This is a genomic window from Burkholderia anthina, assembly GCF_902498995.1.
Taxonomy (GTDB): domain Bacteria; phylum Pseudomonadota; class Gammaproteobacteria; order Burkholderiales; family Burkholderiaceae; genus Burkholderia; species Burkholderia anthina.
On record NZ_CABVLY010000009.1, the window covers coordinates 176,024 to 200,373 of the forward strand.

25 protein-coding genes are annotated in these 24,350 nt (G+C 65.8%); 7 read left to right on the forward strand and 18 right to left on the reverse strand.

Translation table 11 applies throughout. From position 1 onward, the window contains the following. Positions 1-77 precede the first annotated feature (77 nt). Positions 78-896 (forward strand): hypothetical protein, encoded by an 819-nt coding sequence (locus tag BME24068_RS14365; protein ID WP_174926492.1) that lies wholly within the window; start codon positions 78-80, stop codon positions 894-896. A 73-nt stretch (positions 897-969) separates the two neighbouring features. Beyond that, positions 970-1,329, forward strand: coding sequence for a helix-turn-helix transcriptional regulator (locus BME24068_RS14370; RefSeq protein ID WP_174926493.1), 360 nt, complete (start codon positions 970-972; stop codon positions 1,327-1,329). 25 nt (positions 1,330-1,354) lie between these two features. On the opposite strand, the gene BME24068_RS14375 is transcribed toward BME24068_RS14370, so the two are convergent. From BME24068_RS14375 to BME24068_RS14400, 6 genes are all read right to left on the reverse strand, one after another. After that, positions 1,355-2,611, reverse strand: a complete 1,257-nt coding sequence (locus tag BME24068_RS14375; protein WP_174926494.1) for a tyrosine-type recombinase/integrase — start codon at positions 2,609-2,611, stop codon at positions 1,355-1,357. A gap of 311 nt (positions 2,612-2,922) precedes the next feature. Further along, the gene (gene guaA / locus BME24068_RS14380; RefSeq protein WP_174926495.1) at positions 2,923-4,542 is read right to left on the reverse strand and encodes a glutamine-hydrolyzing GMP synthase; all 1,620 of its coding nucleotides are present in this window, start codon (positions 4,540-4,542) and stop codon (positions 2,923-2,925) included. A 107-nt stretch (positions 4,543-4,649) separates the two neighbouring features. Beyond that, on the reverse strand, positions 4,650-5,240 hold the full coding sequence (locus BME24068_RS14385; protein WP_096503313.1) for a hypothetical protein: 591 nt from the start codon (positions 5,238-5,240) through the stop codon (positions 4,650-4,652). A gap of 6 nt (positions 5,241-5,246) precedes the next feature. Next, positions 5,247-6,707, reverse strand: a complete 1,461-nt coding sequence (gene guaB / locus BME24068_RS14390) for an IMP dehydrogenase (RefSeq protein WP_096503315.1) — start codon at positions 6,705-6,707, stop codon at positions 5,247-5,249. Positions 6,708-6,970: 263 nt separating this feature from the next. Further along, positions 6,971-7,819, reverse strand: a complete 849-nt coding sequence (locus BME24068_RS14395) for a DUF2182 domain-containing protein (RefSeq protein ID WP_174926496.1) — start codon at positions 7,817-7,819, stop codon at positions 6,971-6,973. A 32-nt stretch (positions 7,820-7,851) separates the two neighbouring features. Continuing rightward, positions 7,852-8,616: a DUF899 domain-containing protein gene (locus tag BME24068_RS14400; RefSeq protein WP_174926497.1), complete on the reverse strand. Its 765-nt coding sequence runs from the start codon at positions 8,614-8,616 to the stop codon at positions 7,852-7,854. Between the two features lie 120 nt (positions 8,617-8,736). Between BME24068_RS14400 and BME24068_RS14405 the strand changes: the two genes are divergently transcribed. The 3 genes from BME24068_RS14405 to BME24068_RS14415 all read left to right on the forward strand — a co-directional run bounded on the left by BME24068_RS14405 (position 8,737) and on the right by BME24068_RS14415 (position 11,819). After that, positions 8,737-9,957, forward strand: coding sequence for a helix-turn-helix domain-containing protein (locus BME24068_RS14405; protein WP_174926498.1), 1,221 nt, complete (start codon positions 8,737-8,739; stop codon positions 9,955-9,957). 31 nt (positions 9,958-9,988) lie between these two features. After that, complete coding sequence (locus tag BME24068_RS14410) at positions 9,989-10,672, forward strand: Vgb family protein (RefSeq protein WP_174926499.1); 684 nt, start codon at positions 9,989-9,991, stop codon at positions 10,670-10,672. A 178-nt stretch (positions 10,673-10,850) separates the two neighbouring features. After that, positions 10,851-11,819 (forward strand): DMT family transporter, encoded by a 969-nt coding sequence (locus tag BME24068_RS14415; RefSeq protein WP_096503323.1) that lies wholly within the window; start codon positions 10,851-10,853, stop codon positions 11,817-11,819. Between the two features lie 60 nt (positions 11,820-11,879). Here BME24068_RS14415 and BME24068_RS14420 read toward each other — a convergent pair whose 3' ends face one another. Together BME24068_RS14420 and BME24068_RS14425 are read right to left on the reverse strand one after the other, a co-directional pair. After that, positions 11,880-12,203: an RnfH family protein gene (locus BME24068_RS14420; RefSeq protein WP_174926521.1), complete on the reverse strand. Its 324-nt coding sequence runs from the start codon at positions 12,201-12,203 to the stop codon at positions 11,880-11,882. Between the two features lie 4 nt (positions 12,204-12,207). Next, complete coding sequence (locus BME24068_RS14425; RefSeq protein WP_014896752.1) at positions 12,208-12,645, reverse strand: type II toxin-antitoxin system RatA family toxin; 438 nt, start codon at positions 12,643-12,645, stop codon at positions 12,208-12,210. Positions 12,646-12,743: 98 nt separating this feature from the next. Here BME24068_RS14425 and smpB point away from each other — a divergent pair, with 98 nt between their 5' ends. After that, the gene (smpB, locus tag BME24068_RS14430; RefSeq protein WP_006758548.1) at positions 12,744-13,190 is read left to right on the forward strand and encodes an SsrA-binding protein SmpB; all 447 of its coding nucleotides are present in this window, start codon (positions 12,744-12,746) and stop codon (positions 13,188-13,190) included. Between the two features lie 104 nt (positions 13,191-13,294). On the opposite strand, the gene BME24068_RS14435 is transcribed toward smpB, so the two are convergent. From BME24068_RS14435 to ppsA, 3 genes are all read right to left on the reverse strand, one after another. Beyond that, positions 13,295-14,230: an SPFH domain-containing protein gene (locus BME24068_RS14435; RefSeq protein WP_174926500.1), complete on the reverse strand. Its 936-nt coding sequence runs from the start codon at positions 14,228-14,230 to the stop codon at positions 13,295-13,297. Positions 14,231-14,263: 33 nt separating this feature from the next. Continuing rightward, positions 14,264-14,698 (reverse strand): NfeD family protein, encoded by a 435-nt coding sequence (locus BME24068_RS14440; RefSeq protein WP_096503331.1) that lies wholly within the window; start codon positions 14,696-14,698, stop codon positions 14,264-14,266. A 148-nt stretch (positions 14,699-14,846) separates the two neighbouring features. Continuing rightward, on the reverse strand, positions 14,847-17,246 hold the full coding sequence (gene ppsA / locus BME24068_RS14445) for a phosphoenolpyruvate synthase (protein ID WP_174926501.1): 2,400 nt from the start codon (positions 17,244-17,246) through the stop codon (positions 14,847-14,849). A gap of 373 nt (positions 17,247-17,619) precedes the next feature. Here ppsA and ppsR point away from each other — a divergent pair, with 373 nt between their 5' ends. Continuing rightward, complete coding sequence (gene ppsR, locus BME24068_RS14450) at positions 17,620-18,435, forward strand: posphoenolpyruvate synthetase regulatory kinase/phosphorylase PpsR (protein WP_096503337.1); 816 nt, start codon at positions 17,620-17,622, stop codon at positions 18,433-18,435. A 112-nt stretch (positions 18,436-18,547) separates the two neighbouring features. On the opposite strand, the gene BME24068_RS14455 is transcribed toward ppsR, so the two are convergent. From BME24068_RS14455 to BME24068_RS14485, 7 genes are all read right to left on the reverse strand, one after another. Beyond that, a complete protein-coding gene (locus BME24068_RS14455) occupies positions 18,548-19,330 on the reverse strand; it encodes a TrmH family RNA methyltransferase (RefSeq protein WP_174926502.1) in 783 nt (260 codons plus the stop codon). Positions 19,331-19,465: 135 nt separating this feature from the next. Further along, on the reverse strand, positions 19,466-20,122 hold the full coding sequence (gene rnhB, locus BME24068_RS14460) for a ribonuclease HII (RefSeq protein WP_174926503.1): 657 nt from the start codon (positions 20,120-20,122) through the stop codon (positions 19,466-19,468). Beyond that, positions 20,119-21,288 (reverse strand): lipid-A-disaccharide synthase, encoded by a 1,170-nt coding sequence (gene lpxB / locus BME24068_RS14465; RefSeq protein WP_096503343.1) that lies wholly within the window; start codon positions 21,286-21,288, stop codon positions 20,119-20,121. The genes rnhB and lpxB overlap by 4 nt, the downstream gene beginning before the upstream one ends. 3 nt (positions 21,289-21,291) lie before the next feature. Further along, positions 21,292-22,080 carry an acyl-ACP--UDP-N-acetylglucosamine O-acyltransferase gene (lpxA, locus tag BME24068_RS14470; RefSeq protein WP_096503345.1) on the reverse strand — a complete coding sequence of 263 codons (789 nt, stop codon included), beginning with the start codon at positions 22,078-22,080 and terminating at the stop codon, positions 21,292-21,294. A 58-nt stretch (positions 22,081-22,138) separates the two neighbouring features. Then, complete coding sequence (gene fabZ / locus BME24068_RS14475) at positions 22,139-22,606, reverse strand: 3-hydroxyacyl-ACP dehydratase FabZ (RefSeq protein ID WP_021159112.1); 468 nt, start codon at positions 22,604-22,606, stop codon at positions 22,139-22,141. Positions 22,607-22,734: 128 nt separating this feature from the next. Continuing rightward, entirely contained in the window at positions 22,735-23,829 is a 1,095-nt protein-coding gene (gene lpxD / locus BME24068_RS14480) for a UDP-3-O-(3-hydroxymyristoyl)glucosamine N-acyltransferase (protein ID WP_096503347.1), read from the reverse strand. A 16-nt stretch (positions 23,830-23,845) separates the two neighbouring features. Then, positions 23,846-24,343 (reverse strand): OmpH/Skp family outer membrane protein, encoded by a 498-nt coding sequence (locus BME24068_RS14485; protein WP_172441892.1) that lies wholly within the window; start codon positions 24,341-24,343, stop codon positions 23,846-23,848. Between the last annotated feature and the right edge of the window lie 7 nt (positions 24,344-24,350).

Below are 24,350 nucleotides of genomic sequence, written 5' to 3' on the forward strand. Positions count from 1 at the left end.
CGGCTGCATAGCAAGGAGCCGGCAGCGGCGATACACACCGTTGCCGGCCCTACAACAACGAAAGGACGTAGGCAGGAATGAAAGCTCATCCATTTACTCGCCCCACCATCATCGCCGCGGTAGAGTTTCTTGCAGAAATGTTGACGCAGGCAAAGTTCGATCAACTCGTGGTGCGGTTAGGGCTGGACGACGAAATCCCGCAGGGACCGGCAAAGAGCGTGACTGCGAAAAGCGCCGTACTGGCACGCCTCGTCAACCAGCGCGCAACGCAGATCGTCAGCACCTTGGACGGACCTGTGGCTCTGGCTGAAGCTGCGGTACGCGAAGCCGTTGGAGTGGTTGTGCCGCAGTATGCGAAGGCCGAGCAGGAGCGTCTTCTGCGAGGGCTGGCGCTCGACGGCTACATTGTCTCGTGGGATGAGGATGAACGAACGCCATTACTGCGCGCGGCGTTGCCTGGCGAAGTGGACCTTCCTGCGGCCGATGATGAGGTTCACCAACTGTTGAAGCAGTTCGGATTCACTGTACCGTTGGGGCATCTCGACCAAGCCATCGACGCGCACGCACGCGGCGACTGGGCGGCAGCGAACAGTCAGATTCGCACATTTCTGGAAGGCTTGCTAACCGACATCGCCTTGCACATTGATCCGCAGAAGGCCGCCGCGCTGGCTTCCAGCGAAAACCGGCGCGCTTGGCTAGCGGAGCGCGGATTTCTGTCGGTCGACAGGAACGAGTGGACCAGCGACGGGAAGAACTACTTGAATGGACTGTTCAAGATGCTTCACACCGACGGGTCGCATCCCGGCCTTTCGGATGAAGATCACAGCACGTTCCGGCTGCACCTTGGACTTATCACTGGCCGCACCTTGCTTCGTCGCCTGAGCAACGGTCGTTGAGTGCGCTGCACTACGCCACAGTGAGTTGTCCGGATAGGTACTGAAATTCACCATGTCTCCATGCAGCGTACTCATGGAGTCCGACGTGGAACAGCTATCGCGAACATCCAACGCGCTCCCCTTGCCGGGGACCGAAGCCTACGAGGAGCTGCCACAATTCCCGAGACTCAGCCCCCTTCCCTTCCGGCGCACCATCCGCCGTCAGGAACTGCGGCTGATTGTCCCCCTGGCTGAGACGACGATCTACGAAATGGAGCGCCGCGGGGAGTTCCCGCGCCGCTTCTATCTCACGCCGCGCTGCGTCGTCTGGGACTTGGCCGAAGTGGAAGCTTGGATCGAGCAGCGCAAGCAAGCACCTCGCGGCCGCGTCTCGAAGCCCGATGTCCACCAACGAAAAACCCGCCCTGTTCGGGCGGGTTCGAGTGAGGAATGAAGCCGCGTAGCGGCCTCTCATCCGATCAGGCCACCGCGCTCAATGCCGGCACGACCACGTTCTTCGGCAACAGCGTTGGCACGTAGGTCTGCCCGCCACCCCAAGCATCGACTAGGTTGGCCCACTCTTGCAGCATGTGACGCCGCTGCTCGGCGTACTCAGCCTTGTTGTAGACCGAGCGTGAGGAACGGCCGTCCTCGTGCGCCAGGCATTTCTCGATCCAGTCGCGGTTGAAGCCGATTTCGTTCAACAACGTCGAGCCGGTACGGCGCAGGTCGTGGACGGTGAACGGCTGCAGCGGCAGCCCCTTGGTCTTTGCCGCCTCCGCGATAAGCTGAGTGACCCGATTCAAGGTCGCATTGGACATGAACCGCTCGGCGTCGTAACGAGAGGGAAAGACGAACCTTGAGCCGGCCGCGCAGGCGTGCAGCGTCACGAAGATGTCGAGTGCTTGGCGCGACAGATAAACCACGTGCGGGTTGCGCCCCTTCATCCGCTGCTTCGGGATCGTCCAGGTCTTGTTCTCGAAATCGACCTCATCCCAAGTGGCCTGGATCAGTTCGCTCTTGCGCACCAGCGTCAGCAGGATCAGGCTCAGCGCCAGCTTGATGGTCGGATAGGTCGCCACCGATTCCATCTGCTGCGCCATCAGCCGAATTTCCAGTGGAGACAAGGCGCGATCCTTCGGCACGAAGGTAGCGATCGACGCCGCGCCTACGCTGTTGGCAGGGTTGCCCACCTTTTCGCCGTGGGCGATGGCATAGACATAAACCTGCTTCACGATGTCCCGAATCTGTACCGCCGTAGCAGGCGCCCCCCGTTCCTTGACCTTGTTGCACAAGGCACGCAGGTCTTCGGGTTGGATTTCGGTCAGCAGGCGATTGCGGAAAACCGGCAGGATGTCCCGGTCGATGATGTGCTTGCGCATGGCGCGGGTGCTGTCGGCCAACCTCGCATTGGTGAACCATGCGTCCATCGCCGTACCGAAAGTCTCGATGGCCTGGACACGGCGTTTCTCGCGCTGCTTTTCAAGCGCGGGCGATGTGCCCTTGAGAACTGCTTTGCGTGCGTCCAGGAGTAGTTCGCGCGCCATCGCCAGCGAAATACCGTCAGGGCCATAGCGTCCGAGGGTTAGCGTTTCGCGGCGACCGTTGAGCCGGTAATCGTAGCGGAAGGTGATAGTACCGCTGGTCGATACCGTCACATACATCCCGTCCCGGTCAGAAGCCTTATAAATCTTGGACTTAGGCTTGAGATTGCGTAGTGCAGCGTCAGTGAGCATCGAGGTTTCCTCCGGTATTTTGACGGCTTTACCGTCAGGTTTTACCGTCAGGGATCGGAAGACCTGTTGATGCCCGGAAAGCCACGCAAAACAAGCTTTCCCGAGAAGACTTTTACCGTCAAAGACGGTAAAAGTCTGAATAGTGAACGAGAATGTCTTAATCCGACCTCGATTTCTACCGTCAGCTCTACCGCCAACTTATTTTGCTGGCTGGCGATAGCCACCGATAAGTACCGTGACGTATTTACTTTAAAATCAATACGTTACGGCAGTTTTTCGATAGTTGGCGATAGCTTTCGAAGGACGTCAATTCACTCCCACTCGATCGTCGCCGGCGGCTTCCCCGAGATGTCGTACACCACACGGTTGATCCCGCGCACCTCGTTGATGATCCGGTTCGACGCACGGCCGAGCAGCGCGTACGGCAGGTGCGCCCAGTGCGCGGTCATGAAGTCGGTGGTCTGCACCGCGCGCAGCGACGTCACGTAGTCGTACGTACGGCCATCGCCCATCACGCCGACCGACTTCACCGGCAGGAACACCGCGAACGCCTGGCTCGTCAGGTCGTACCAGGTCTTGCCGACGTCGGCCTCGCCGCACAGGCCCGCTGCCGCATCCTGTGCGGTGGCGGTCGTGCCGCGCAGTTCCTCGATGAAGATCGCGTCGGCACGGCGCAGCAGATCCGCGTATTCGCGCTTCACTTCGCCGAGAATCCGCACGCCGAGGCCCGGGCCCGGGAACGGATGGCGGTACACCATCTCCGGCGGCAGGCCGAGCGCGACGCCGAGTTCGCGCACTTCGTCCTTGAACAGGTCGCGCAGCGGCTCGAGCAGCTTCAGGCCGAGCGTTTCCGGCAGGCCGCCGACGTTGTGGTGGCTCTTGATCGTCGTCGCCTTCTTCGTCTTCGTGCCACCCGATTCGACGACGTCCGGATAGATCGTGCCCTGTGCGAGCCACTTCGCCTTCGACAGCTTCTGCGCCTCGGCCTGGAACACCTCGACGAATTCGCGGCCGATGATCTTGCGCTTCGCTTCCGGATCGGTCACGCCGGCCAGGTGGCCGAGGAACTGCTCGGATGCGTCCACGTGCACGACCTTCGCATGCAGGCGGCCCTCGAACATGTCGAGCACCATCTTGCCTTCGTTCAGGCGCAGCAGGCCATGATCGACGAACACGCAGGTCAGCTGGTCGCCGATCGCGCGGTGGATCAGCGCGGCGGCCACGCTCGAGTCGACACCGCCGGACAGGCCGAGAATCACTTCCTCGTCACCGACCTGCTCGCGAATCTTCGCGACGGCTTCCTCGATGTGGTTCTTCATGATCCAGTCGGGCTTCGCGCCGGCGATCTTCAACACGAAGCGTTCGATGATCTGGCGGCCCTTCACCGTGTGCGTGACTTCCGGGTGGAACTGCACCGCGTAGTAGCCGCGCGCCTCGTCGGCCATGCCGGCGATCGGGCAGCTCGGCGTCGACGCCATCAGCGCGAAGCCCGGCGGCAGCTCGGCAACCTTGTCGCCGTGGCTCATCCAGACCTTCAGCATGCCGTGGCCTTCGTCCGTCGTGAAATCCTCGATGCCGTCGAGCAGGCGCGTATGGCCGTGCGCACGCATTTCCGCGTAGCCGAACTCGCGATGATCACTCCACTCGACCTTGCCGCCGAGCTGCACGGCCATCGTCTGCATGCCGTAGCAAATGCCGAGCACCGGCACGCCGAGATCCCACACGGCCTGCGGCGCGCGCAGTTGATGGTCTTCGTACGTGCTCGCGTGGCTGCCCGACAGGATCACCGCCTTCGGCGCGAACTCGCGGACGAAGTCGTCGGACACGTCGTTCGGGTGGATCTCGCAGTAGACGTGCGCTTCGCGCACGCGGCGCGCGATCAGTTGGGTGACTTGCGAACCGAAGTCGAGAATCAGGATTTTGTCGTGCATGGCTGCGGACGGGATGAAGAGAATAAGAAAAGCAGCGCATGAAGCGCTGCGTCAAAAGCATGGACAGCGGCGTCGGGCGGCAGGCGGCTCGCGCGACGCATCGCAGGTCAATCCTGCGACGGCGGGCGCGCGTCGAATGCGACGCTGCCTGACGCGCGATCGGATGCGGCCGACGTGCCTGACGCGGCCGGCGCCGCAGGCGCCTCGGGACGGCTGACGACCGGCTCGACACGCTGCGGCACAGGCGCCGGCTCGACCGGCCCCTTCGCGACCCGCGCCTCGAGCGCCTGCGTTTTCTCGCGCCGGCGCACGGCCGATGCGAGCCGCACGCCGCCGAGGCCGAGCACGATCAGCGCGACGCCGGCCACCGCCGACAGCACCCTGCCGGCAGCAGCGAGCGCGGGACCGTTACCGGTGCCGATCGACCACACGACCGTCAGCACGCCGATCAGCCAGTTCACATGGCCGACCGCCCGCGCGACCGGCGCCGTGAGTTCGCCGTTGACCGCCGCGTGAAACGCGAGCCACGCGAGCCCGAGCAGCGCGATGCCGAACGCCTGGCCAAGCATCGCCGGCTGGATGTTCGCGAGCTGCAGCGCGTTGAAAAGCGCCTGCCAGGGCGTCAGCACGAACAGCACGCCGAACGCCAGCAGCAGCACGGCATCGATGATCAGCACGGCTCGCAGCAGCGGTTTCATCGGCAATCAGTCCACGTGGTAGTTCGGTGCTTCCTTCGTGATCTGCACGTCGTGCACGTGCGACTCGCGCATGCCCGCCGCGGTGATCTGGACGAATTCGGCCTTGTCGTGCAGCTCGTCGATCGTCTTGCAGCCGCAGTAGCCCATGCTCGCGCGCACGCCACCGACCAGCTGGAACAGGATCGCGTTGACCGAGCCCTTGTAGGCGACGCGGCCTTCGATGCCTTCCGGCACGAGCTTGTCGATGTTCGCGGAGTTGTCCTGGAAGTAGCGGTCTGCCGCGCCGTCCTTCATCGCGCCGACCGAACCCATGCCGCGGTACGACTTGTATTGACGGCCCTGGTACAGGAACACGTCGCCCGGCGCCTCTTCGGTGCCCGCGAGCATGCTGCCCATCATCACCGCGTTCGCGCCGGCCGCGAGAGCCTTCGACACGTCGCCCGAGAAACGCACGCCGCCGTCGGCGATGCACGGCACGCCGGTGCCCTTCAGCGCTTCCGAAACGTTCGCGATCGCGCTGATCTGCGGCACGCCGACGCCCGCGACGATCCGCGTCGTGCAGATCGAGCCCGGGCCGATACCGACCTTGACCGCGTCCGCGCCGTATTCGACGAGCGCCTTCGCGGCGGCGGCCGTTGCGATGTTGCCGCCGATCACTTCGACGTGCGGGAAGTTCTGCTTGACCCAGCGCACGCGCTCGAGCACGCCCTTGCTGTGGCCGTGCGCGGTGTCGACGACGATCACGTCGACGCCTGCCTGCACGAGCAGCTCGACACGCTCTTCGTTGTCGGGGCCGACGCCGACTGCCGCGCCTGCGCGCAGCTTGCCGTGTTCGTCCTTGCACGCGTCCGGGTGCTCGGTTTGCTTGGTGATGTCCTTGACGGTCATCAGGCCGCGCAGTTCGAACGCCTCGTTGACGACCAGCACGCGCTCGAGGCGGTGGCTATGCATCAGCGCCTTCGCTTCGGCGAGCGGCGTGCCTTCCTTGACCGTGACGAGACGATCGCGCGGCGTCATGATCGACCTGATGGGTTCGTCGAGACGCGTTTCGAAACGCAGGTCGCGGTTCGTGACGATACCGACGAGCTGCGGGCCTTCGACGACCGGGAAGCCCGAGATGCCATGCTGGCGCGACAGCGCGATCACGTCGCGCACCTTCATCTGCGGCGGGACCGTGATCGGGTCGCGGACGACGCCCGATTCGAAACGCTTGACCTTCGCGACCTCGCGGGCCTGCTCGGCCGGCGTGAGGTTCTTGTGGACGATACCCACACCGCCCTGCTGCGCCATCGCGATCGCGAGGCGACCTTCGGTGACCGTGTCCATCGCGGCGGACACGAGCGGCATGTTCAGGGAGATGTTGCGGGTCAGCTTGGTTTTCAGGCTGGTGTCGCGCGGGAGAACGTCGGAAAAGGCGGGAACGAGGAGCACGTCATCGAAAGTGAGTGCTTTTTGGATCAGACGCATGGCAAATCCTATGGGCGCAAAAGCGAATTATACGCGAAGCGCTGCGAATTTTCACAACACGAACAACGGGTTAGCCGTTTTCCAGTGTTCGGGGGCCGAATCGTTCGGATCGCCGTTCGGTTCGTTTTCGATCGTCTTTCGTTTCACCCCGGCGTCGCCCCATTCGCACAACCGGCCGCCACCGGGCCGATTTCATGCCGCCGGCGGCCCATGCGGCGTTGGCGACAACGCATCCGCCGGCCTTGCGGCGCCGCACAACCGCCCTAACCCTGAGCCAGCCCGGCCGCACACATGACCATCATGATTCCGGCGCCGATCGCGGCACCGCCGACGATCGTTCGCACCGCGCGTTCGCCGCCGGACGGTACCAGCCGCTCGGCGGCGATCGCCACCGTCACGGCGGCCATTACCCGCAGATCCATCCCGCCCGTCGCCAGTGCCGCGACCATCAGGTTCCCGCAGCAGGTGCCGCAGCGCAGCGCGGCCCGCACGCCATGCCGCCACGCGGCGCCGGCACCCGGCCGCCCGGCACATCTGGCAACCGGCGCATGCCGACAGCACGCGAGCCGACGCGCTTTCCATGCCGAAAACTGCAGCACACCCGCACCGAGCACGACCGCGCCGGCGGCGAACGGCATCGCAACCGCGAGCGAAGGCAGTCGCCGCGCGGCAACCGCCAACGCGTCGCCAGCGGGAAACACCGCCGCGCCAACCGCCATCCACACCGAAAAGTACCCGGCGCCCGAAATCGCGACGAGCCATGCGCCGCGGGCCGATGTCATCGCACGAATGCTCTGTCGATACCGCCAGAGCACCGGCGCCAGCACCGGCAGCATCATCGCCACCGTCATCGCGCCCCACATGCCGGCAAACGCCGCGAAAGCGCGCCCCGCGCTCCATCCGCACGGCCTCGCCCATCCCGCCGACAATGCCCGGCCGCCTGGCACCGGCATGCCGCCCATCGCGCCCATCGCGCCCATCGCGTCCATCGACGCATGCTGCGCGAGCATCGCCCACACGGCGACGGCGAACACCCCGGCGAGCACGGTGCCGAACACCCGCCAGCCTGCGTCTGTCGCGCCCGTCTCAGCCGGCTTCGTCGCTCGCATCATCGCCGCCCCCGGTGGTAGTAGCCGCTCCACGCTCAACCGCGCGCGTACTCGTCGTGACGGCGCCACCACGGGCCCGTCTCGTTGCGCCCGAGCGGCGCGCGATCGAGCCACTGGTACATCCCCCACAGCCCGTCGAGCCCGCGCGCATAGGTCGAATACGTGTGGTGGACGACACCCTCTTCGCGCACGAACGCGCTCATCCCCGGCCGGTCGAGCGAGTACGTGGCCGCGTCGGTGCCGCAGGTCGCCGCGAACTGCGCGACGGCGGCCGGTGGCGGCTCCATGTCCATCGCATGCGCGGCGCGCGCATAGTTGTATTCGACGTCGCCCGTGCGCTGCTGCGTTTCGGTGAACGACACGTTGAAGTCGAAGTTGAAATCGTTGCCGACCGACGACACCCACGGGAACGTCCATCCCATCCGCTGCCGGTACGCGAGCAGCTTCGCGAGCGGCGCGCGCGACACCGCCGCAAGCGTCACGTCATGGTTCGCGAGATGGATCGCAAAGCCGTCGAAGCCGTCGGCCAGCGCCGAGCACGACGGGCAACCCGCCTTGTAGTCGGGGCCGAACATGAAGTGATAGACGAGCAGTTGCGAGCGGCCGTCGAACAGGTCGGCGAGCGTCGCCTGCCCGTTCTCGGTGTCGAACCGGTAGGTCTTGTCGACACGTACCCACGGCAGTGCCCGGCGCTGCCGCGCGAGTTCGTCGCTTTGCCGCGTCAACGCCTTTTCAGCCTCGAGCAGCGCCCTGCGCGCCGCCAGCCATTCGGCGCGCGTTCCGGCGAGATGGTTCGTCATCCTGGGTTCTCCTTTCGACATCCGACAGGTATCCGGGCACGGCACATCGGGCCGTGTGCGTGGTGTTAGATTAGGACCGGGCATCGGATCGCAGGGAGTGACAACTGTGTCGGGATTCGGATGGATTCGCTGATTACGGCGGCAGCCCGCGCGCTCGCGGCAGGCGACCCGCTCGGCGCGCTGAACCGCGTTGCGCTGCGCGACGATGCGCCGGCGCTCGCACTGCGCGGCATCGCGATGGCGCAGCTCGGCGATTTCGAACGGGCGCGCGCGCTCGTGCGCGGCGCGGCACGCGCATTCGGTGCGAAGGAAGCCGTCGCGCGGGCACGCTGCATCGTCGCGGAAGCCGAGATCGCGCTGGCGTCGCGCGACCTCGGCTGGCCGTCGCACGCACTCGACGCCGCATGCGCGACACTCGACGCGCACGGCGACCGCACGAACGCCGCACACGCGCGCTATCTCGGCGTGCGCCGGCTGCTGCTGATCGGGCACATCGACGACGCCGAGCGGCGGCTCGCGAGCCTCGATCCCGCGCCGCTGCCGGCCGCGTCGCGCGCCGCCCATGAACTGATCGCGGCCGGCATCGCGATGCGCCGCATCCGCCCGCACGCGGCCCGCGCGGCGCTCCATCGAGCCCGCGCAGCCGCGCACGACGCCGGCATCGCCGCGCTGACGGCCGAAGTCGACACCGCCGCGCGCGTGCTCGATACGCCGGCCGCGCGACTCATCGCGCACGGCACATCGCGGCTCGTGCTGCTCGACGAGGTCGAGGCGCTGCTGGAATCGAACACGCTGATCGTCGATGCATGCCGTTACACGGTGCGCGACGCGCGCACGACCGTGTCGCTCGCCCGCCGCCCGGTGCTGTTCGTGCTCGCCCGTGCACTGGGCGAAGCGTGGCCTGCCGACGTATCGAGACACGCGCTCGTCGCCGCGGCGTTTCGTGCGAAGCACGCGGACGAATCGCATCGCGCACGGCTGCGTGTCGAGATCGGCCGGCTGCGCGCCATGCTGCGACCGTTCGCGAACATCACCGCGACACCTGACGGCTTCGCGCTCGAGCCGCTCGGCATACGCGAGACCGTCGTGCTCGCGCGCCCGGTCGACGACCGCCACGCAGCCGTGCTCGCGCTGCTCGCGGACGGCGAAGCGTGGTCGAGCTCGGCGCTGGCGCTCGCACTCGGCGCGAACCAGCGCACCGTGCAGCGCGCGCTCGATGCACTGGCCGGCGCGGGCAAGGTACAGGCACTCGGCCGCGGTCGCGCACGCCGCTGGATGACGCCGCCGCTGCCCGGATTCGCGACGACCTTGTTACTCCCTATGCCGCTGCCGGGAGACTAGGATGGGTGCACCGAACGACGAGGTGACAGGCATGAAACGCTCCACCGCAGACATCATTCGCGAATACGGCCCGTTCCCCGGCGGCGACGGCGTGCACGGCGTCACGTTCGACGGGCAGCACGTATGGTTCGCGTCCGGCGACAAGCTGAACGCGCTCGATCCGGAACGCGGCACGACCGTACGCACGCTCGACGTCGCCGCGCATGCCGGCACGGCGTTCGACGGCCGCTACCTGTTCCAGATCGTCGAGGACCGCATCGAGAAGATCGATCCGGACTCGGGCCGCGTGCTCGCGACGATTCCCGCGCCCGGCGGCGGCGCCGATTCCGGGCTCGCGTGGGCGGAAGGCACGCTGTGGGTCGGCCAGTACCGCGAGCGCAAGATTCATCAGGTGGATCCGCAATCGGGCGCCGTGCTGCGCACGATCGAATCGAACCGCTTCGTCACCGGCGTGACGTGGGTCGACGACGAGCTGTGGCACGGCACGTGGGAAGCCGACCAGAGCGAGCTGCGACGGATCGACCCGCACACGGGACAGGTACTCGAACAGGTCGACATGCCGCCCGGCATCGGCGTGTCGGGGCTGGAATCCGACGGCCGCGACACGTTCTTCTGCGGCGGCGGCAACAGCGGCAAGCTGCGCACCGTGCGGCGCCCCGCGCATGCACGCGCGGCCGGTGACGATGCGACGACGGCCGAACCGGTCGAGCGCTGATCCGCTGATCGCCGGCAGGCAACCCGACCCGCCGCGATCCGCCGGCAAACAGGACCGGATCGCGACAACCTCGGCATCCCGCTCCATCCCGAGTGCAGAAGTGCAGGAATGAACAAGACGCGGTCGCGCCTGCATCGTTAAGATGCGCGCTCGTCAGTCATTTTGTTCGGAGCAGTCGATGCAGCGCGGTGTAGTGTATGGCGTCCTCGCGGGCGCGTTGTGGGGCATGGTATTTCTCGTTCCGCGCCTGATGACCGATTTCTCGCCGCTGCTGCTGAGCGCCGGCCGCTATGCCATGTACGGCCTCGTGTCGCTGGCGGCCGCGCTGCCCGCGGCCCGTTCGCTGCTCGCGCGACTGACCCGCGAGGATCTCGTCGCGCTCGCGACGCTCGCGCTGATCGGCAATCTCGCGTACTACATGCTGCTGTCCACCGCCGTGCACCTGATCGGCATCGCCCCCACGTCGCTGATCATCGGCGTGCTGCCCGTGACCGTCACGCTCGTGGGCCTCGGCGACCACGGCGCGGTCCCGCTGCGGCGCCTCGCCGCCCCGCTCGCGCTGGTGATCGCCGGCATCGTCTGCATCAACATCGACCTCTTCACGTCGGAAGCCGCGCAGGCGACGACGCTCAGCCAGAAGCTCGCCGGCATCGCGTGCGCAAGCGGCGCGCTCGCGAGCTGGACCTGGTACGCCGTCGCGAACGCGCGCTACCTGCAGCGCCACCATCATTTCAGCGGCAACGAGTGGTCGGTGCTGTGGGGTGTCGTGACGGGGCTGATCGGCGGCCTCTGCTGGGTCGCGATCCTCGCGCTGCCGTCCGGCACGGTGCAGGCGGCCGTCCCGGCGTCGCGCTGGCAGCTGTTCTGGGGGCTGAACCTCGCGCTCGCGATCGGCGCGTCGTGGCTCGGCAACGGACTGTGGAACGCAGCGTCGAAGCGGTTGCCGCTCACGCTGTCGGGCCAGCTGATCGTGTTCGAAACCGTGTTCGCGATGCTCTACGCGTTCGTCTACGATCACCGGATGCCGCGCACGCTCGAGATCGCGGCGCTCGCGCTGCTGCTGGCGGGCGTCTACGGATCGGTGCGCCGGCACAGCGACACGCACGCCGGCGGCGCGGCCGCGAGCGCGAACAGCGCGGCCCACTGAGCGCGGCCGCGCGTCTTGTCTGATGAATCGGGGCGCAGAAGGCGGATGGATTGGCACGCGTCAGCGCGCGTCCTTGTGCATCCACTTGCGGCCCTCGATGGAGCCTTCGCGACGGGTCTTGTCGACGCGCCGCTGGCGCGCGAGCTTCGGATCGACGATCAGCGGGCGGTAGATCTCGACGCGGTCGTGGTCGGCGAGCGGCGCGTCGAGCGATGCGAGCTTGCCGAACACGCCGGTCTTCGCATGCGCGAGATCGATCTCCGGGTGCCGCGCGAGCACGCCGCTCGCGTCGATCGCCTCGCGCACGGTCGCGCCGTCGGGCAGCGACACAGGGATCAGCGTCTGGCGATCCGGCAGCGCGTAGCAGACTTCGATCGACAGCATCACGTCACCCCTTCCCGTAGCGCTGGTCGGCGCGCTTGACGAACGAATCGACGAACGTGTTCGCGATATGGCTGAACACGGGCCCGATGATCTTCTCGAGCAGGATGCTGGAGAACTCGTAGTGCAGCGCGAATTCGATCTTGCACGCATCGGCGCGCAGCGGGATGAAGCGCCACGAACCCGTGAACTTCTTGAACGGGCCGTCCGCGAACTCCATGTCGATCCGCGTCGGACGCTGCTGCGTGTTGCGCGTCGCGAAATGCTGCTTGATGCCCTTGAAGTTGATATCGATGCGCGCCTCCATCCCGCTGTCGTCCTGACGACGGACTTCGACGCCGCCGCACCACGGCAGGAAATTGGGGTAGTCGGCCACGTCGGTGACAAGGTCGAACATCTGTTCCGCCGAGTGGCGGATCAATACGGTTTTCTGGACATCTGCCATAAATCGCGCGGCATCGCCTTAAGTGAGAACGCAAGCCGGGCGATTGCCGCCCCGCTTTGCTAAAATCGTGATTTTAAACGAGTTGGCCCGATCCTTTCATGAGCATCATCGACAACAGGAAAGCGCACTTCGATTATCACATCGAGGAACGCTACGAGGCGGGGCTCGTGCTGGAGGGCTGGGAAGTCAAGGCGCTGCGCGCCGGCCGCGGCCAGATCAAGGAAGGTTACGTCGTCGTCAAGAACGCCGAGATCTTCCTGATCGGTACCCATATCAGCCCGCTGCCCGAAGCCTCGACGCACATCACCCCCGATCCGGTCCGCACGCGCAAGCTGCTGCTGCACCGTGAGGAAATCAAGAAACTGATCGGCAAGGTCGAGCAGCGCGGCTACACGCTCGTACCGCTGAACTTCCACTACAAGGGCGGTCGCGTAAAATGCGACATCGCGCTCGCGAAGGGCAAGAAATTGCACGACAAGCGTGAAACCGAGAAGAAACGCGACTGGGAACGCGAAAAGGCCCGCATCATGCGCGCCGGCACCTGATTCGCCCAGCCTGCATCGCAAACGACACGGCCCGCTCGACGCGGGCCGTGTTGCTTTCTACGGTATGAGGCGCCGGAGCCGATCGCCGTGCGTTCGGCGCACGCTCAGCCCTTGCCGCCCGCGGCCGGTGCCGCGCTCTTCACGATCGTCAGCGCCGATGCGATCGCCGTGCCCAGATCCGACAGGTTCGACGGCACGATCAGCGTATTGCCCTGCTTCGCGAGGTTCGAGAACGCGCCGACATACTGCTCGGCGACCTTCAGGTTCACGGCGTCCATCCCGCCTTGCGACTGGATCGCCAGCGCGATTTTCTGGATCGCCTGCGCGTTCGCCTCGGCAACCGCGAGAATCGCGGCCGCCTCGCCCTGCGCCTGGTTGATCGCGGCCTGCCGCTCGCCTTCCGACTTCTGGATCGCCGCCTCGCGCGCGCCCGACGCGAGGTTGATCTGCTCCTGCTTGCGGCCCTCGGAGGCGGCGATCAGCGCACGCTTTTCGCGCTCGGCGGTGATCTGCGCCTGCATCGCGTGCAGGATCTCCTTCGGCGGCGTCAGGTCCTTGATTTCGTAGCGCAGCACCTTCACGCCCCAGTTCGCCGCGGCCTGGTCGAGCGCCGACACGATGTTGTGGTTGATGAAGTCGCGCTCCTCGAAGGTCTTGTCGAGCTCGAGCTTGCCAACCACCGAGCGCAGCGTCGTCTGCGCGAGCTGCGTGATCGCCAGCACGAAGTTGCTCGACCCGTACGACGCCTTCATCGGATCGGTGACCTGGAAGTACAGCACGCCATCGACCTGAAGCTGCGTGTTGTCGCGCGTGATGCAGACCTGGCTCGGTACGTCGAGCGGAATTTCCTTCAGCATGTGCCGGTATGCGATCCGGTCGACGAACGGCAGCACGATATTGAGACCGGGCGACAGCGTCGCGTGATAGCGCCCGAAACGTTCGAGCACCCACGCATGCTGCTGCGGCACGATCTTCACCGTCTTCGACACGATCACGATGGCGATGACGAGCAGGACGACCCAGATGACCAGCGTATCCATGAAGCGTTCCCTCCTTGTTGTATCAGTGGACGATCAGCCCGCGGGTTTCGCTACGACGACGAGGCAGTTGCCGCGCACGGCACTCACCTGATACACGCGCGCATCGTCGCGCTCGCCGCGCGCGAGCTCGACGTCCCAGTCGGCGCCGCGATACTGCACGCGCGCGCGGCCGTCATGCCACGCGTCGACCGTGACGGTCGCGCCGATATCGAGATTGACGTCCGGATTCGTCGACGTATCGCGCTTCTGCTTGCGCCCGAGCCCCGAGCGGCGCAGCACGACCATCGCGATGATCGCGACCGCGGCGGCCGCGCCGAACTGCGCATGCGGCGCGAAGCCCGCGAGCTGCAGCAACGCGCCCGCGAGAAAGCCGAGCGCGATCATCAACAGATAGAACGTGCCGGTCAGCAATTCGGCCACGACCAGCACGCCGCCCCCGATCCACCAGAACAGATGCCCCGACATCATTGCGGTCTCCAGAAAAACATCCCCGACGCATACCGACAAACAAAAACACCCCGGTGCTTACCGGGGTGTTTATAGCATGAAGCTTGCATTTTGCCTTCAACGAAAGCGCGGCAGCACCGCCCTTTCGTCGAATCGGCATGACCGGGCGTTACTTCCGGTTCGCCAGCGCCTGCCACGTATCGATGATCGTGTCGGGGTTCAGCGAGATCGACACGATGCCTTCGTCGGTCAGCCATTCCGCGAAATCCGGGTGATCGGACGGGCCCTGGCCGCAGATCCCGACATACTTGCCCATCTTGCGGCAGGTGTCGATCGCACGCTTCAACAGGAACTTGACGGCCGGGTCGCGTTCGTCGAAGTCGGCGGCCAGCAATTCCATGCCCGAGTCGCGGTCGAGGCCGAGCGTAAGCTGCGTGAGGTCGTTCGAACCGATCGAGAAACCGTCGAAGTGTTCGAGGAACGCTTCGGCGAGGATCGCGTTGGTCGGGACTTCGCACATCATCACGAGGCGCAGGCCGTTCTCGCCGCGCTTCAGGCCGAACTTCTCGAGCAGGCCGACGACACGTTCCGCCTGCTTCACGGTGCGCACGAACGGCACCATGATCTCGACGTTGGTCAGGCCCATCTCGTCACGCACGCGCTTCAATGCGCGGCATTCCATCTCGAACGCCTGTGCGAAGTCTTCGGCGATGTAGCGCGACGCGCCGCGGAAGCCCAGCATCGGGTTTTCTTCGTCCGGCTCGTAACGCGAACCGCCGATCAGCTTCTTGTACTCGTTCGACTTGAAGTCGGACAGGCGCACGATCACGGGCTTCGGATAGAACGCCGCGGCGATCGTCGCAACGCCTTCCGTCAGCTTGTCGACGTAGAACTGGCGCGGCGACGCATGACCGCGCGCAACGCTCTCGACGGCCTTCTTCAGATCCTGGTCGATGTTCGGGTACTCGAGGATCGCCTTCGGGTGCACGCCGATGTTGTTGTTGATGATGAACTCGAGACGCGCGAGGCCAACACCGCCGTTCGGCAGTTGCGAGAAGTCGAACGCGAGCTGCGGGTTGCCGACGTTCATCATGATCTTGACCGGGATTTCCGGCAGTTCGCCGCGCTGCACTTCCGTGACTTCCGTCTCGAGCAGCCCGTCGTAGATCTTGCCTTCGTCGCCTTCCGCGCACGACACGGTAACGAGCGCGCCATCCTTCAGGATGTCGGTCGCGTCGCCGCAGCCGACGACTGCCGGCACGCCGAGCTCACGCGCGATGATCGCCGCGTGGCAGGTACGGCCGCCACGGTTCGTGACGATCGCCGACGCACGCTTCATCACCGGCTCCCAGTTCGGGTCGGTCATGTCGGCCACCAGCACGTCGCCCGGCTGCACGCGTTCCATTTCCGACGGATCCTGGATCACGCGCACGGGGCCCGCGCCGATCTTCTGGCCGATCGCGCGGCCCGTCGCCAGCACCTGCGACTGGCCCTTCAGCTTGAAGCGCTGCTCGGCCTTGCCGCTCGCCTGGCTCTTCACCGTTTCCGGACGTGCCTGAAGGATGAAGATCTTGCCGTCGCGGCCGTCCTTGCCCCACTCGATGTCCATCGGACGCTGGTAGTGCTTCTCGATGATGACCGCGTACTTCGCGAGCTCGATCACGTCTTCGTCGGTGATCGAGTAGCGGTTGCGCTGTTCGTGCGGCACGTCGACCGTCTTCACGCGGCCCGGCTCGCCCGGCTGCGTGAATTCCATCTTGATCAGCTTCGAGCCGATCGAGCGGCGGATGATCGGGTACTTGTCCTGCGCGAGCGTCGTCTTGAACACGTAGAACTCGTCCGGGTTCACCGCACCCTGCACGACGGTTTCGCCCAGGCCGTAGCTCGACGTGATGAACACGGCGTCCTTGAAGCCCGATTCGGTGTCGATCGTGAACATCACGCCGGCTGCGCCGACGTCCGAGCGGACCATGCGCTGCACGCCGGCCGACAGCGCGACTTCCGCGTGCGTGAAGCCCTTGTGCACGCGATACGAGATCGCGCGGTCGTTGTACAGCGACGCGAACACGTGCTTCATGCGGTCGAGCACGTCCTCGATGCCGACGACGTTCAGATACGACTCCTGCTGACCGGCGAACGATGCGTCGGGCAAGTCTTCCGCGGTCGCGGACGAACGCACGGCGAACGACAGCTCGCCCGGCGAGCCGCTCTTCAGGATTTCGAACTGTGCGCGGATTTCCTGCTCGAGACGTGCCTGCATCGGCGCGTCGACGATCCACTTGCGGATTTCGGCACCGGCTTCGGCGAGCGCCTTCACGTCGTCGATGTCGAGCGACTCGAGACGCTTGGCGATGCGATCGGTCAGATCGTTGTGCTTGAGGAAATCGCGGAAAGCGAGCGCGGTCGTGGCGAAACCGGTGGGGACGCGAACGCCTGCCTCGGACAGCTGGCTGATCATCTCGCCGAGCGACGCATTCTTGCCGCCCACGATCTCCACATCGGTCATCCGCAACTGCTCGAACGGGATTACATACGCCTGGTCCTTTGCGACGTTTGCTGCGTTAGTCATACAAGCCCCTAAGTGTGAAAAAAATGCTCGATTGCGCAAGTGGGCTCGGACGCGGGCGCTTGCAAAAAGGCGCGGCGCGTCTTGCGCAACCTGTTAGATAAACAATCGCAGGACGGAATCGCTTCCGACCCGATTTGCAAAAATCCCGGCAGAAAGGCGATATATTCATACCAATCGCCGAACTTGCCGGGAGTTTTGGATCAAACGGCAAGCCCTGGGTGCCGTTTGCACCCTGCCCCCGCAATTGCTTATCCAACAGGTTGCCGCTATTCTACCGTGCCGGCTGCCGGATGTGGCGCGACCTTGTCACTGCGTCTGGAGGCGAACCTCCAGCCGTCCGCGCAACTGCCCTTCACGCTCGACGCCCAGATTCATGCTGCCTACCGTTTTCATCGTCTCCGACGGCACCGGGATCACTGCCGAAACCTTCGCGCATTCGATCCTCTCCCAGTTCGACCAGAAATTCCGCCTCGTGCGCGTGCCGTTCGTCGACTCGCTCGAGAAAGCCTATGCGACCGTCGAAAAGATCAACGACGCCGCCGTGCACGACGGCCGTCGCGCGATCGTGTTCACGACGCTCGTCGACAGCGAGTCGAACGACATCGTCAAGCGCTCGAACGCGCTCGTGCTGGACATGTTCCAGCGCTTCGTCGAGCCGCTCGAACAGGAGCTGGAGCTCAAATCGAGCCATGCGATGGGCCGCGGCCACCAGAATGCCGATACCGACGAATACAAGACGCGGATCGAGGCGATCAACTTTTCGCTCGCGCACGACGACGGCCAGTCGAACCGCAACCTGTCGGAAGCCGACGTGATCCTGGTCGGCGTGTCGCGCAGCGGCAAGACGCCGACGAGCCTGTATCTCGCGATGCAGTACGGCGTCAAGGCGGCCAACTACCCATTGATTCCGGAAGACTTCGAGCGCGGCAAGCTGCCGTCGGCGCTGTCGCCGTACAGCGAGAAGCTGTTCGGGCTGTCGATCGATCCGCAGCGCCTGTCGGAGATCCGCAACGAGCGCCGCCCCGGCAGCAAGTACGCGGCGCCCGAGAATTGCCGCTACGAGATCAACGAGGCCGAAGCCATGATGCGCCGCGAAGGGATCAAGTGGCTGTCGTCGACGCACAAGTCGATCGAGGAGATCGCGACGACGATCCTGCAGGAGATCCGTCTCGACCGGCAGTCGTACTGATCGCCTGCCCGCTGACGGCCGTCAGGCCGCCGTGAAGAACAAAAAAGGCCGCGTCGGACGCGGCCTTTTCGTTTGTTGCGGCGTACCTGCAGGCACGCCGCGCGTCACGTCGTCATCCGTGCCGCTGCTGCCGCACCTGCTCGAACAGACACACCGCCGCTGCCGCCGCGACATTCAGCGACTCCATTCCGCCCGGCTGCGGAATCGTCACGCGATGCGTGGCCGCGTCGCGCCAGAACGCCGACACGCCCGCACCCTCGTTACCGAACACCCATGCCACCGGCCCGGCCAGGTTGCAGTCGTAGATCGCCTGCGCGCCGTGCGAATCGGTCAGCGCGACCGGCACGTCGAGCCGCCCGGCGAGCACGTCCGGCGCGACGTCCTCGTGGATCGACAGCAGAAAATGCGCGCCCATTCCCGAGCGCAGCACCTTCGACGACCATGCATACGCGGTGCCCGGCGCGCAGAACACGTGCCGCACGCCGGCCGCCGCCGCACTGCGCAGGATCGACCCGACGTTGCCGGCATCCTGCACGCCGTCGAGCACGACCGATGTGTGCGTCACGCGCTCGGGCAACGGCTGCGCGGGCCGGTCGACGAGCAACAGGAAACCGACGCCGCTGACCACGTTCGACAGTTGCCCGAACAGCGCATCGGGCAGCGTGACCACCCGCTGCGCGTCGATGCGCGCGATGATCGCCTGCGCCTCGGCGTGCTCGAGCGCGCCTTCGGTCGCGACGCACAGCTCGGGCGTGGCGCCCGTCTCGAGATACGCGCTCGCCAGGTGGAACCCTTCGAGCAGCGCCTGGCCGCCGCGGCGCTGCTGGGACGTCGAACCCGCGAGCGCCTTCAGGCGCTTGTACAGCGGGTTGTCGCGGGAAGTAATGCTTTTCATCAGAGGGTCTGTTCCCGCTAATAACGGGCTTGCGAACGTGCGTTGCCGGTCGCAGTGGAAGCAACGCGCGACGCCGCAATGCGGCCGGCAACGCACGTTCCCGAAACTAAAAATCCCTTTCCAGGGGCTGGCCCGCTATGAGCGGGAACCGGCCACCAGATCGAGCGCCGCCCGCACGGGCGCGAACGAGCGCCGATGCGCTTCGCACGGGCCGTGTTCGCGTAGCGCGGCCAGGTGTTTCGCGGTGCCGTACCCGGCGTGCACGTTGAAGCCGTACACCGGGAAGCGTTCATGCAGATCGACGAGCATCCGGTCGCGCGTGACCTTTGCGAGGATCGACGCGGCCGAGATGCTCGGCACGAGCGCGTCGCCGCTGACGATCGCCTCGGCACGCACCATCAGCGTCGGACAGCGATTGCCGTCGATCTGCGCGAGCGTCGGCAGCACCGACAGACCCTCGACGGCCCGCTTCATCGCGAGCATCGTCGCGTGCAGGATGTTGAGCGTGTCGATTTCGTCGACGCTCGCCGACGCGACGCAATACGCGCGAGAACGCGAGACGATCAGTTCATACAGCGCGTCGCGCTTCTTGGCGGACAACGCCTTCGAATCGTCGAGCCCGTCGATCGGCTGCGCGGGATCGAGAATCACCGCGGCGGCGACCACCGGCCCCGCGAGCGGGCCGCGGCCGGCTTCATCGACGCCGCAGACGATCTCGCCGGGGCGGCTGAAGTCGAACCCGCCCTGCTCGTCAAGCGACGCGCGGCGGCGTGATGCACGAACGGTCGTCATGCGCGCCCCTTGCGTTGCTCGAGTACGCGGACGACCGCTTCGGCGGCCTTCGCGGCCGTGTTCTGCCGCAGCGACACATGCATTTCGGTAAAGACTTCGGTCAGCGTGCGGCGGTTCGCATCGTCGCGCAGCTGCGTGAGCGTCGCGTCGGCAAGCGCCTCGGGCGTCGCGAAATGCTGCAGCAACTCCGGCACGACGAAGCGCCCCGCCAGGATGTTCGGCAAGCCGACATACGGCAGATAACCCTGCCGGCGCATGATCTGCCCGGTCAGCCAGGGCACCTTGTACGAGATCACCATCGGCTTCTTCAGCAACGCGGCTTCCAGCGTGACGGTGCCGCTCTTCACGAGGATCGCGTCGGCAGCCGTCATCGCGACCTGCGAGCGGCCGTCGGTGATCGTCAGCGCGAGTTGCGGATGCGCGTCGACGAGCGGCTGCAGCAGCTCGCGCAACGCGGGCGTCGCCGCCGGCATCACGAACCGCACGCCGGGCTCGCGCTGCTGCATCAGCGCCATCGCCGCGAAGAACGTCGGGCCGATCAGCCCGATCTCCGAGCGCCGGCTGCCCGGCAGCACCGCAATCACGGGGCCGTCGGGCGGCAGCCCGAGCGCGATGCGCGCGCCGTGCGTGTCGGGCTCGAGCGGAATCTCGTCGGCAAGCGGATGGCCGACGTACGTCGACGCGACGCCCGCCTTGTCGAGCAGCGCCGGTTCGAACGGGAACAGGCACAGCATGTGATCAACGGACTTCGCGATCTTCTTGATCCGGCCGCCGCGCCATGCCCAGATCGACGGGCACACGAAATGGATCGACGGGATGCCCGCGTCGCGCACCGCCTGTTCGACGTTGAAGTTGAAATCGGGTGCATCGACGCCGATGAACGCGTCCGGCCGCTCCGCGAGCAGCTGGCGCTTCAGCTCGCCGCGAATCCGCAGGATCTCGGGGATCTGGCCCAGTGCCTCGACGTAGCCGCGCACCGTCAGCTTGTCCATCTGCCAGTGCGAGTCGAAGCCATGCGCGAGCATCCGCTGCCCGCCGATCCCGTAATACTGGGTCGACGCGGGCAGACGCTCGTGAAGTCCGCCGAGCAGCGAGGCCGCGAGCAGGTCGCCCGACGGCTCGCCGGCCACCATCGCGAGCCGGATCTGATTGGTCGGGAGCGACATCGCTTAGCGGATGATGCCGCGCTGCGACGCGTCGACGAACTCGACGAGCGCGGTGACTGCCGCGTCGCCTTCGCCGCCCGCCGTCGCCAGTTCGCGCAACTGCACCTTCGCCTCCTCGAGCGACAGGCCGCTCTTGTACAGCACGCGGTATGCGCTGCGCAGCGCCGAAATCGCGTCGGGCGAGAAACCGCGCCGGCGCAGGCCTTCGACGTTGATGCCGTGCGGCTCGGCCTTGTTGCCGGCCGCGATCACGAACGGCGGCACGTCCTGCACGAGCGCCGATGCGCCACCCAGCATCGAGTGCGCGCCGATGCGCACGAACTGGTGAACGCCCGACATCCCGCCGACGATCGCCCAGTCGCCGATCTCGACGTGCCCGGCCATCTGCGCATTGCTCGACAGGATCACGTTGTTGCCGACGCGGCAGTCATGACCGATGTGCACATAGGCCATGATCCAGTTGTCGTCGCCGAGCGTCGTCACGCCGACATCCTGCACGGTGCCCGTGTGGATCGTCGTGAATTCGCGGATCGTGTTGCGGTTGCCGATCTCGAGCCGGGTCGGCTCGTCCTTGTACTTCATGTCCTGCGGACGGCCACCGACCGACGCGTAGTGGCCGATGCGGTTGTCCTCGCCGAGCGTCGTGTGACCTTCGATCACGCTGTGCGAGCCGATCGTCGTCCGCGCGCCGATCGTGACGTTCGGACCGACGATCGCGTACGGGCCGATCTCGACCGATTCGTCGATCTGCGCGCCCGGTTCGACGATCGCGGTGGGATGAATCCTGGTCATGCGCCGTTGCCTCTCGATATGATGTGTCGCGTTGCGTTGCCTGTCCGTGCCGCGTCGCTCAGGGCGCCACGTCGGTCGTCTTGACCGTGCACATCAGTTCGGCTTCCGCCGCCACCTTGCCGTCCACTTCCGCCACCGCCTTGAACTTCCAGATGCCGCGAATGTAGCGTTCGAACGTCACGTTCAGAATCAGTTGGTCACCCGGCTCGACCGGTCGCTTGAAGCGCGCGCCGTCGATCCCGACGAAGTAGTACAGAGTGTTCTCCGGATCCTTCGGCTGCTCTTCCGAGAAGGTCAGCAGCGCCGCGGCCTGCGCCAGCGCCTCGAGGATCAGCACGCCCGGCATCACGGGCCGCTTCGGGAAATGCCCCTGGAAGAACGGTTCGTTGATCGACACGTTCTTCAGCGCTTTGATCCCTTTGTGCGGTTCGAGTTCGAGCACGCGATCGACGAGCAGAATCGGATAGCGGTGCGGCAGCAGCGTGAGGATCTTGTGGATGTCGAGATTGATTTTTTCAGTGCTCATGATGGTTCGTCTCACGCAGGTGCTGCGCGGTGGTGATGCAAAGGCTGAAGCGGGCCGTCATGCGGCCCGGTCTGGCGAACCGGGCCGGATGCGCTGGCCGTGCCCGGTTCGTGGTCTCGCATGATGGGTCAGGCGTCCGTGCCGCCTTGGGCGGCAAGCGCGGTTTCAAGCGCCTTGATGCGGTCGCGCAGCTTGTCGAGGTTGCGCACGAGCGCGGCGCTCCGGTTCCATTCGCCGTGGTCGACGGCCGGGAACGCGCTCGTGTAGATGCCGGCCTTCGGCAGCGACTTCGACACGCCCGACTTCGCGGTGATGATGACATAGTCGCCGAGCGTCACGTGGCCGGCAATGCCCGCCGCGCCGCCGATCATGCAGTGGCGGCCGATCGTCGTGCTGCCCGCGATGCCCGCGCTGCCGGCGATCACCGTATAGGCGCCGATCCGGCAGTTGTGGCCGATCTGGACCTGGTTGTCGATCTTCACGCATTCCTCGATGACGGTGTCCGCCATCGCGCCGCGATCGATCGTCGTGTTCGCGCCGATCTCGACGTCCGGGCCGACCGACACGCCGCCGACCTGCGGGATCTTGACCCAGCTGCCGGTGCGCGCGTCGCCGTCGCCGACGAAATCCGGCGCGAAGCCGAACCCGTCGGAGCCGATCACGGCGCCCGAGTGGATGATCGCGCGCGGGCCGATCTTGCAGCCGTGGTACACCGACGCGTTCGGATACAGATGCGAATTCGCACCGATCGTCGTGCCGCGGCCGATGAACACGTTCGCGTCGAGCTGCACGCCGTCCTCGATCACCGCACCGGCTTCGACCGTCACGTGCGGGCCGATCACCGCGCTCGCGGCAACCTTTGCGGCCGGATCGATCGTTGCGCTCGGATGCACGCCGGCCGCGCGCTGCGGCGTGGCGAGATCGATGAACATCTGCGCGACGCGTGCGAAGTACGCGTACGGGTTCGGCGTCACGATGAAATTGCGAGGGCCGGCCTCCTGGGGACCGGCAGCCGCGCGCAGCTTTTCGAGATCCTTCGGCGCGATCAGCACCGCGCCGGCGCGGGTCGCTTCGACCTGCGACAGGTATTTCGGATTCGCGAGAAACGCGAGTTGCTGAGGGCCTGCCTGGTCGAGCGGCGCGAGGCCGCTCACCTTGCACTGGGCGTCGCCGGCGATCTCGCCGCCGAACCGCTTTACGAGTTCCTCAAGCGTCAATGCCATTCGTCGTCTGCTCCGTTCAGTTCGTCGAGCCGGACGCGAGCGCCTTGAGCACCTTGTCGGTGATGTCGATGCGCGGGCTGACGTACACGGCCTCCTGCACGATCAGGTCGTAATTCTGCTGCTCGGCGATCTGCTTGATGACCCTGTTCGCGCGCTCCAGCACGGCAGCGAGTTCCTCGTTGCGGCGCTGGTTCAGGTCTTCGCGAAATTCGCGCTGCTTGCGCTGGAAATCGGTATCGAGCTGCGCGAGATCGCGCTGCTTCTGCGCGCGATCGGCCGCCGACAGCGACGCGCCGTTCTTGTCCAGCGAATCGGACATCGTCTTCAGACGGGCCGCCATGTCCTGCAGATCCTTGTCGCGCTTCGCGAACTCGGCTTCGAGCTTCGTCTGCGCCGCCTTGGCGGGCGCGGACTCGCGCAGGATCCGATCCGAATTGACCGCCGCGATGCGGGCGACGTCCTGAGCATGTGCCGTCGCCGCGCCCAAGGCCAGCGCAACGGTCAGCGCACACATCACTCGT

Coding starts and splice junctions, on each gene's coding strand:
- BME24068_RS14365 (WP_174926492.1), top strand. CDS start 78: ATGAAAGCTCATCCATTTACTCGCCCCACCATCATCGCCGCGGTAGAG.
- BME24068_RS14370 (WP_174926493.1), top strand. CDS start 970: ATGGAGTCCGACGTGGAACAGCTATCGCGAACATCCAACGCGCTCCCC.
- BME24068_RS14375 (WP_174926494.1), bottom strand. CDS start 2,611: ATGCTCACTGACGCTGCACTACGCAATCTCAAGCCTAAGTCCAAGATT.
- guaA (WP_174926495.1), bottom strand. CDS start 4,542: ATGCACGACAAAATCCTGATTCTCGACTTCGGTTCGCAAGTCACCCAA.
- BME24068_RS14385 (WP_096503313.1), bottom strand. CDS start 5,240: ATGAAACCGCTGCTGCGAGCCGTGCTGATCATCGATGCCGTGCTGCTG.
- guaB (WP_096503315.1), bottom strand. CDS start 6,707: ATGCGTCTGATCCAAAAAGCACTCACTTTCGATGACGTGCTCCTCGTT.
- BME24068_RS14395 (WP_174926496.1), bottom strand. CDS start 7,819: ATGATGCGAGCGACGAAGCCGGCTGAGACGGGCGCGACAGACGCAGGC.
- BME24068_RS14400 (WP_174926497.1), bottom strand. CDS start 8,616: ATGACGAACCATCTCGCCGGAACGCGCGCCGAATGGCTGGCGGCGCGC.
- BME24068_RS14405 (WP_174926498.1), top strand. CDS start 8,737: ATGGATTCGCTGATTACGGCGGCAGCCCGCGCGCTCGCGGCAGGCGAC.
- BME24068_RS14410 (WP_174926499.1), top strand. CDS start 9,989: ATGAAACGCTCCACCGCAGACATCATTCGCGAATACGGCCCGTTCCCC.
- BME24068_RS14415 (WP_096503323.1), top strand. CDS start 10,851: ATGCAGCGCGGTGTAGTGTATGGCGTCCTCGCGGGCGCGTTGTGGGGC.
- BME24068_RS14420 (WP_174926521.1), bottom strand. CDS start 12,203: ATGCTGTCGATCGAAGTCTGCTACGCGCTGCCGGATCGCCAGACGCTG.
- BME24068_RS14425 (WP_014896752.1), bottom strand. CDS start 12,645: ATGGCAGATGTCCAGAAAACCGTATTGATCCGCCACTCGGCGGAACAG.
- smpB (WP_006758548.1), top strand. CDS start 12,744: ATGAGCATCATCGACAACAGGAAAGCGCACTTCGATTATCACATCGAG.
- BME24068_RS14435 (WP_174926500.1), bottom strand. CDS start 14,230: ATGGATACGCTGGTCATCTGGGTCGTCCTGCTCGTCATCGCCATCGTG.
- BME24068_RS14440 (WP_096503331.1), bottom strand. CDS start 14,698: ATGATGTCGGGGCATCTGTTCTGGTGGATCGGGGGCGGCGTGCTGGTC.
- ppsA (WP_174926501.1), bottom strand. CDS start 17,246: ATGACTAACGCAGCAAACGTCGCAAAGGACCAGGCGTATGTAATCCCG.
- ppsR (WP_096503337.1), top strand. CDS start 17,620: ATGCTGCCTACCGTTTTCATCGTCTCCGACGGCACCGGGATCACTGCC.
- BME24068_RS14455 (WP_174926502.1), bottom strand. CDS start 19,330: ATGAAAAGCATTACTTCCCGCGACAACCCGCTGTACAAGCGCCTGAAG.
- rnhB (WP_174926503.1), bottom strand. CDS start 20,122: ATGACGACCGTTCGTGCATCACGCCGCCGCGCGTCGCTTGACGAGCAG.
- lpxB (WP_096503343.1), bottom strand. CDS start 21,288: ATGTCGCTCCCGACCAATCAGATCCGGCTCGCGATGGTGGCCGGCGAG.
- lpxA (WP_096503345.1), bottom strand. CDS start 22,080: ATGACCAGGATTCATCCCACCGCGATCGTCGAACCGGGCGCGCAGATC.
- fabZ (WP_021159112.1), bottom strand. CDS start 22,606: ATGAGCACTGAAAAAATCAATCTCGACATCCACAAGATCCTCACGCTG.
- lpxD (WP_096503347.1), bottom strand. CDS start 23,829: ATGGCATTGACGCTTGAGGAACTCGTAAAGCGGTTCGGCGGCGAGATC.
- BME24068_RS14485 (WP_172441892.1), bottom strand. CDS start 24,343: ATGTGTGCGCTGACCGTTGCGCTGGCCTTGGGCGCGGCGACGGCACAT.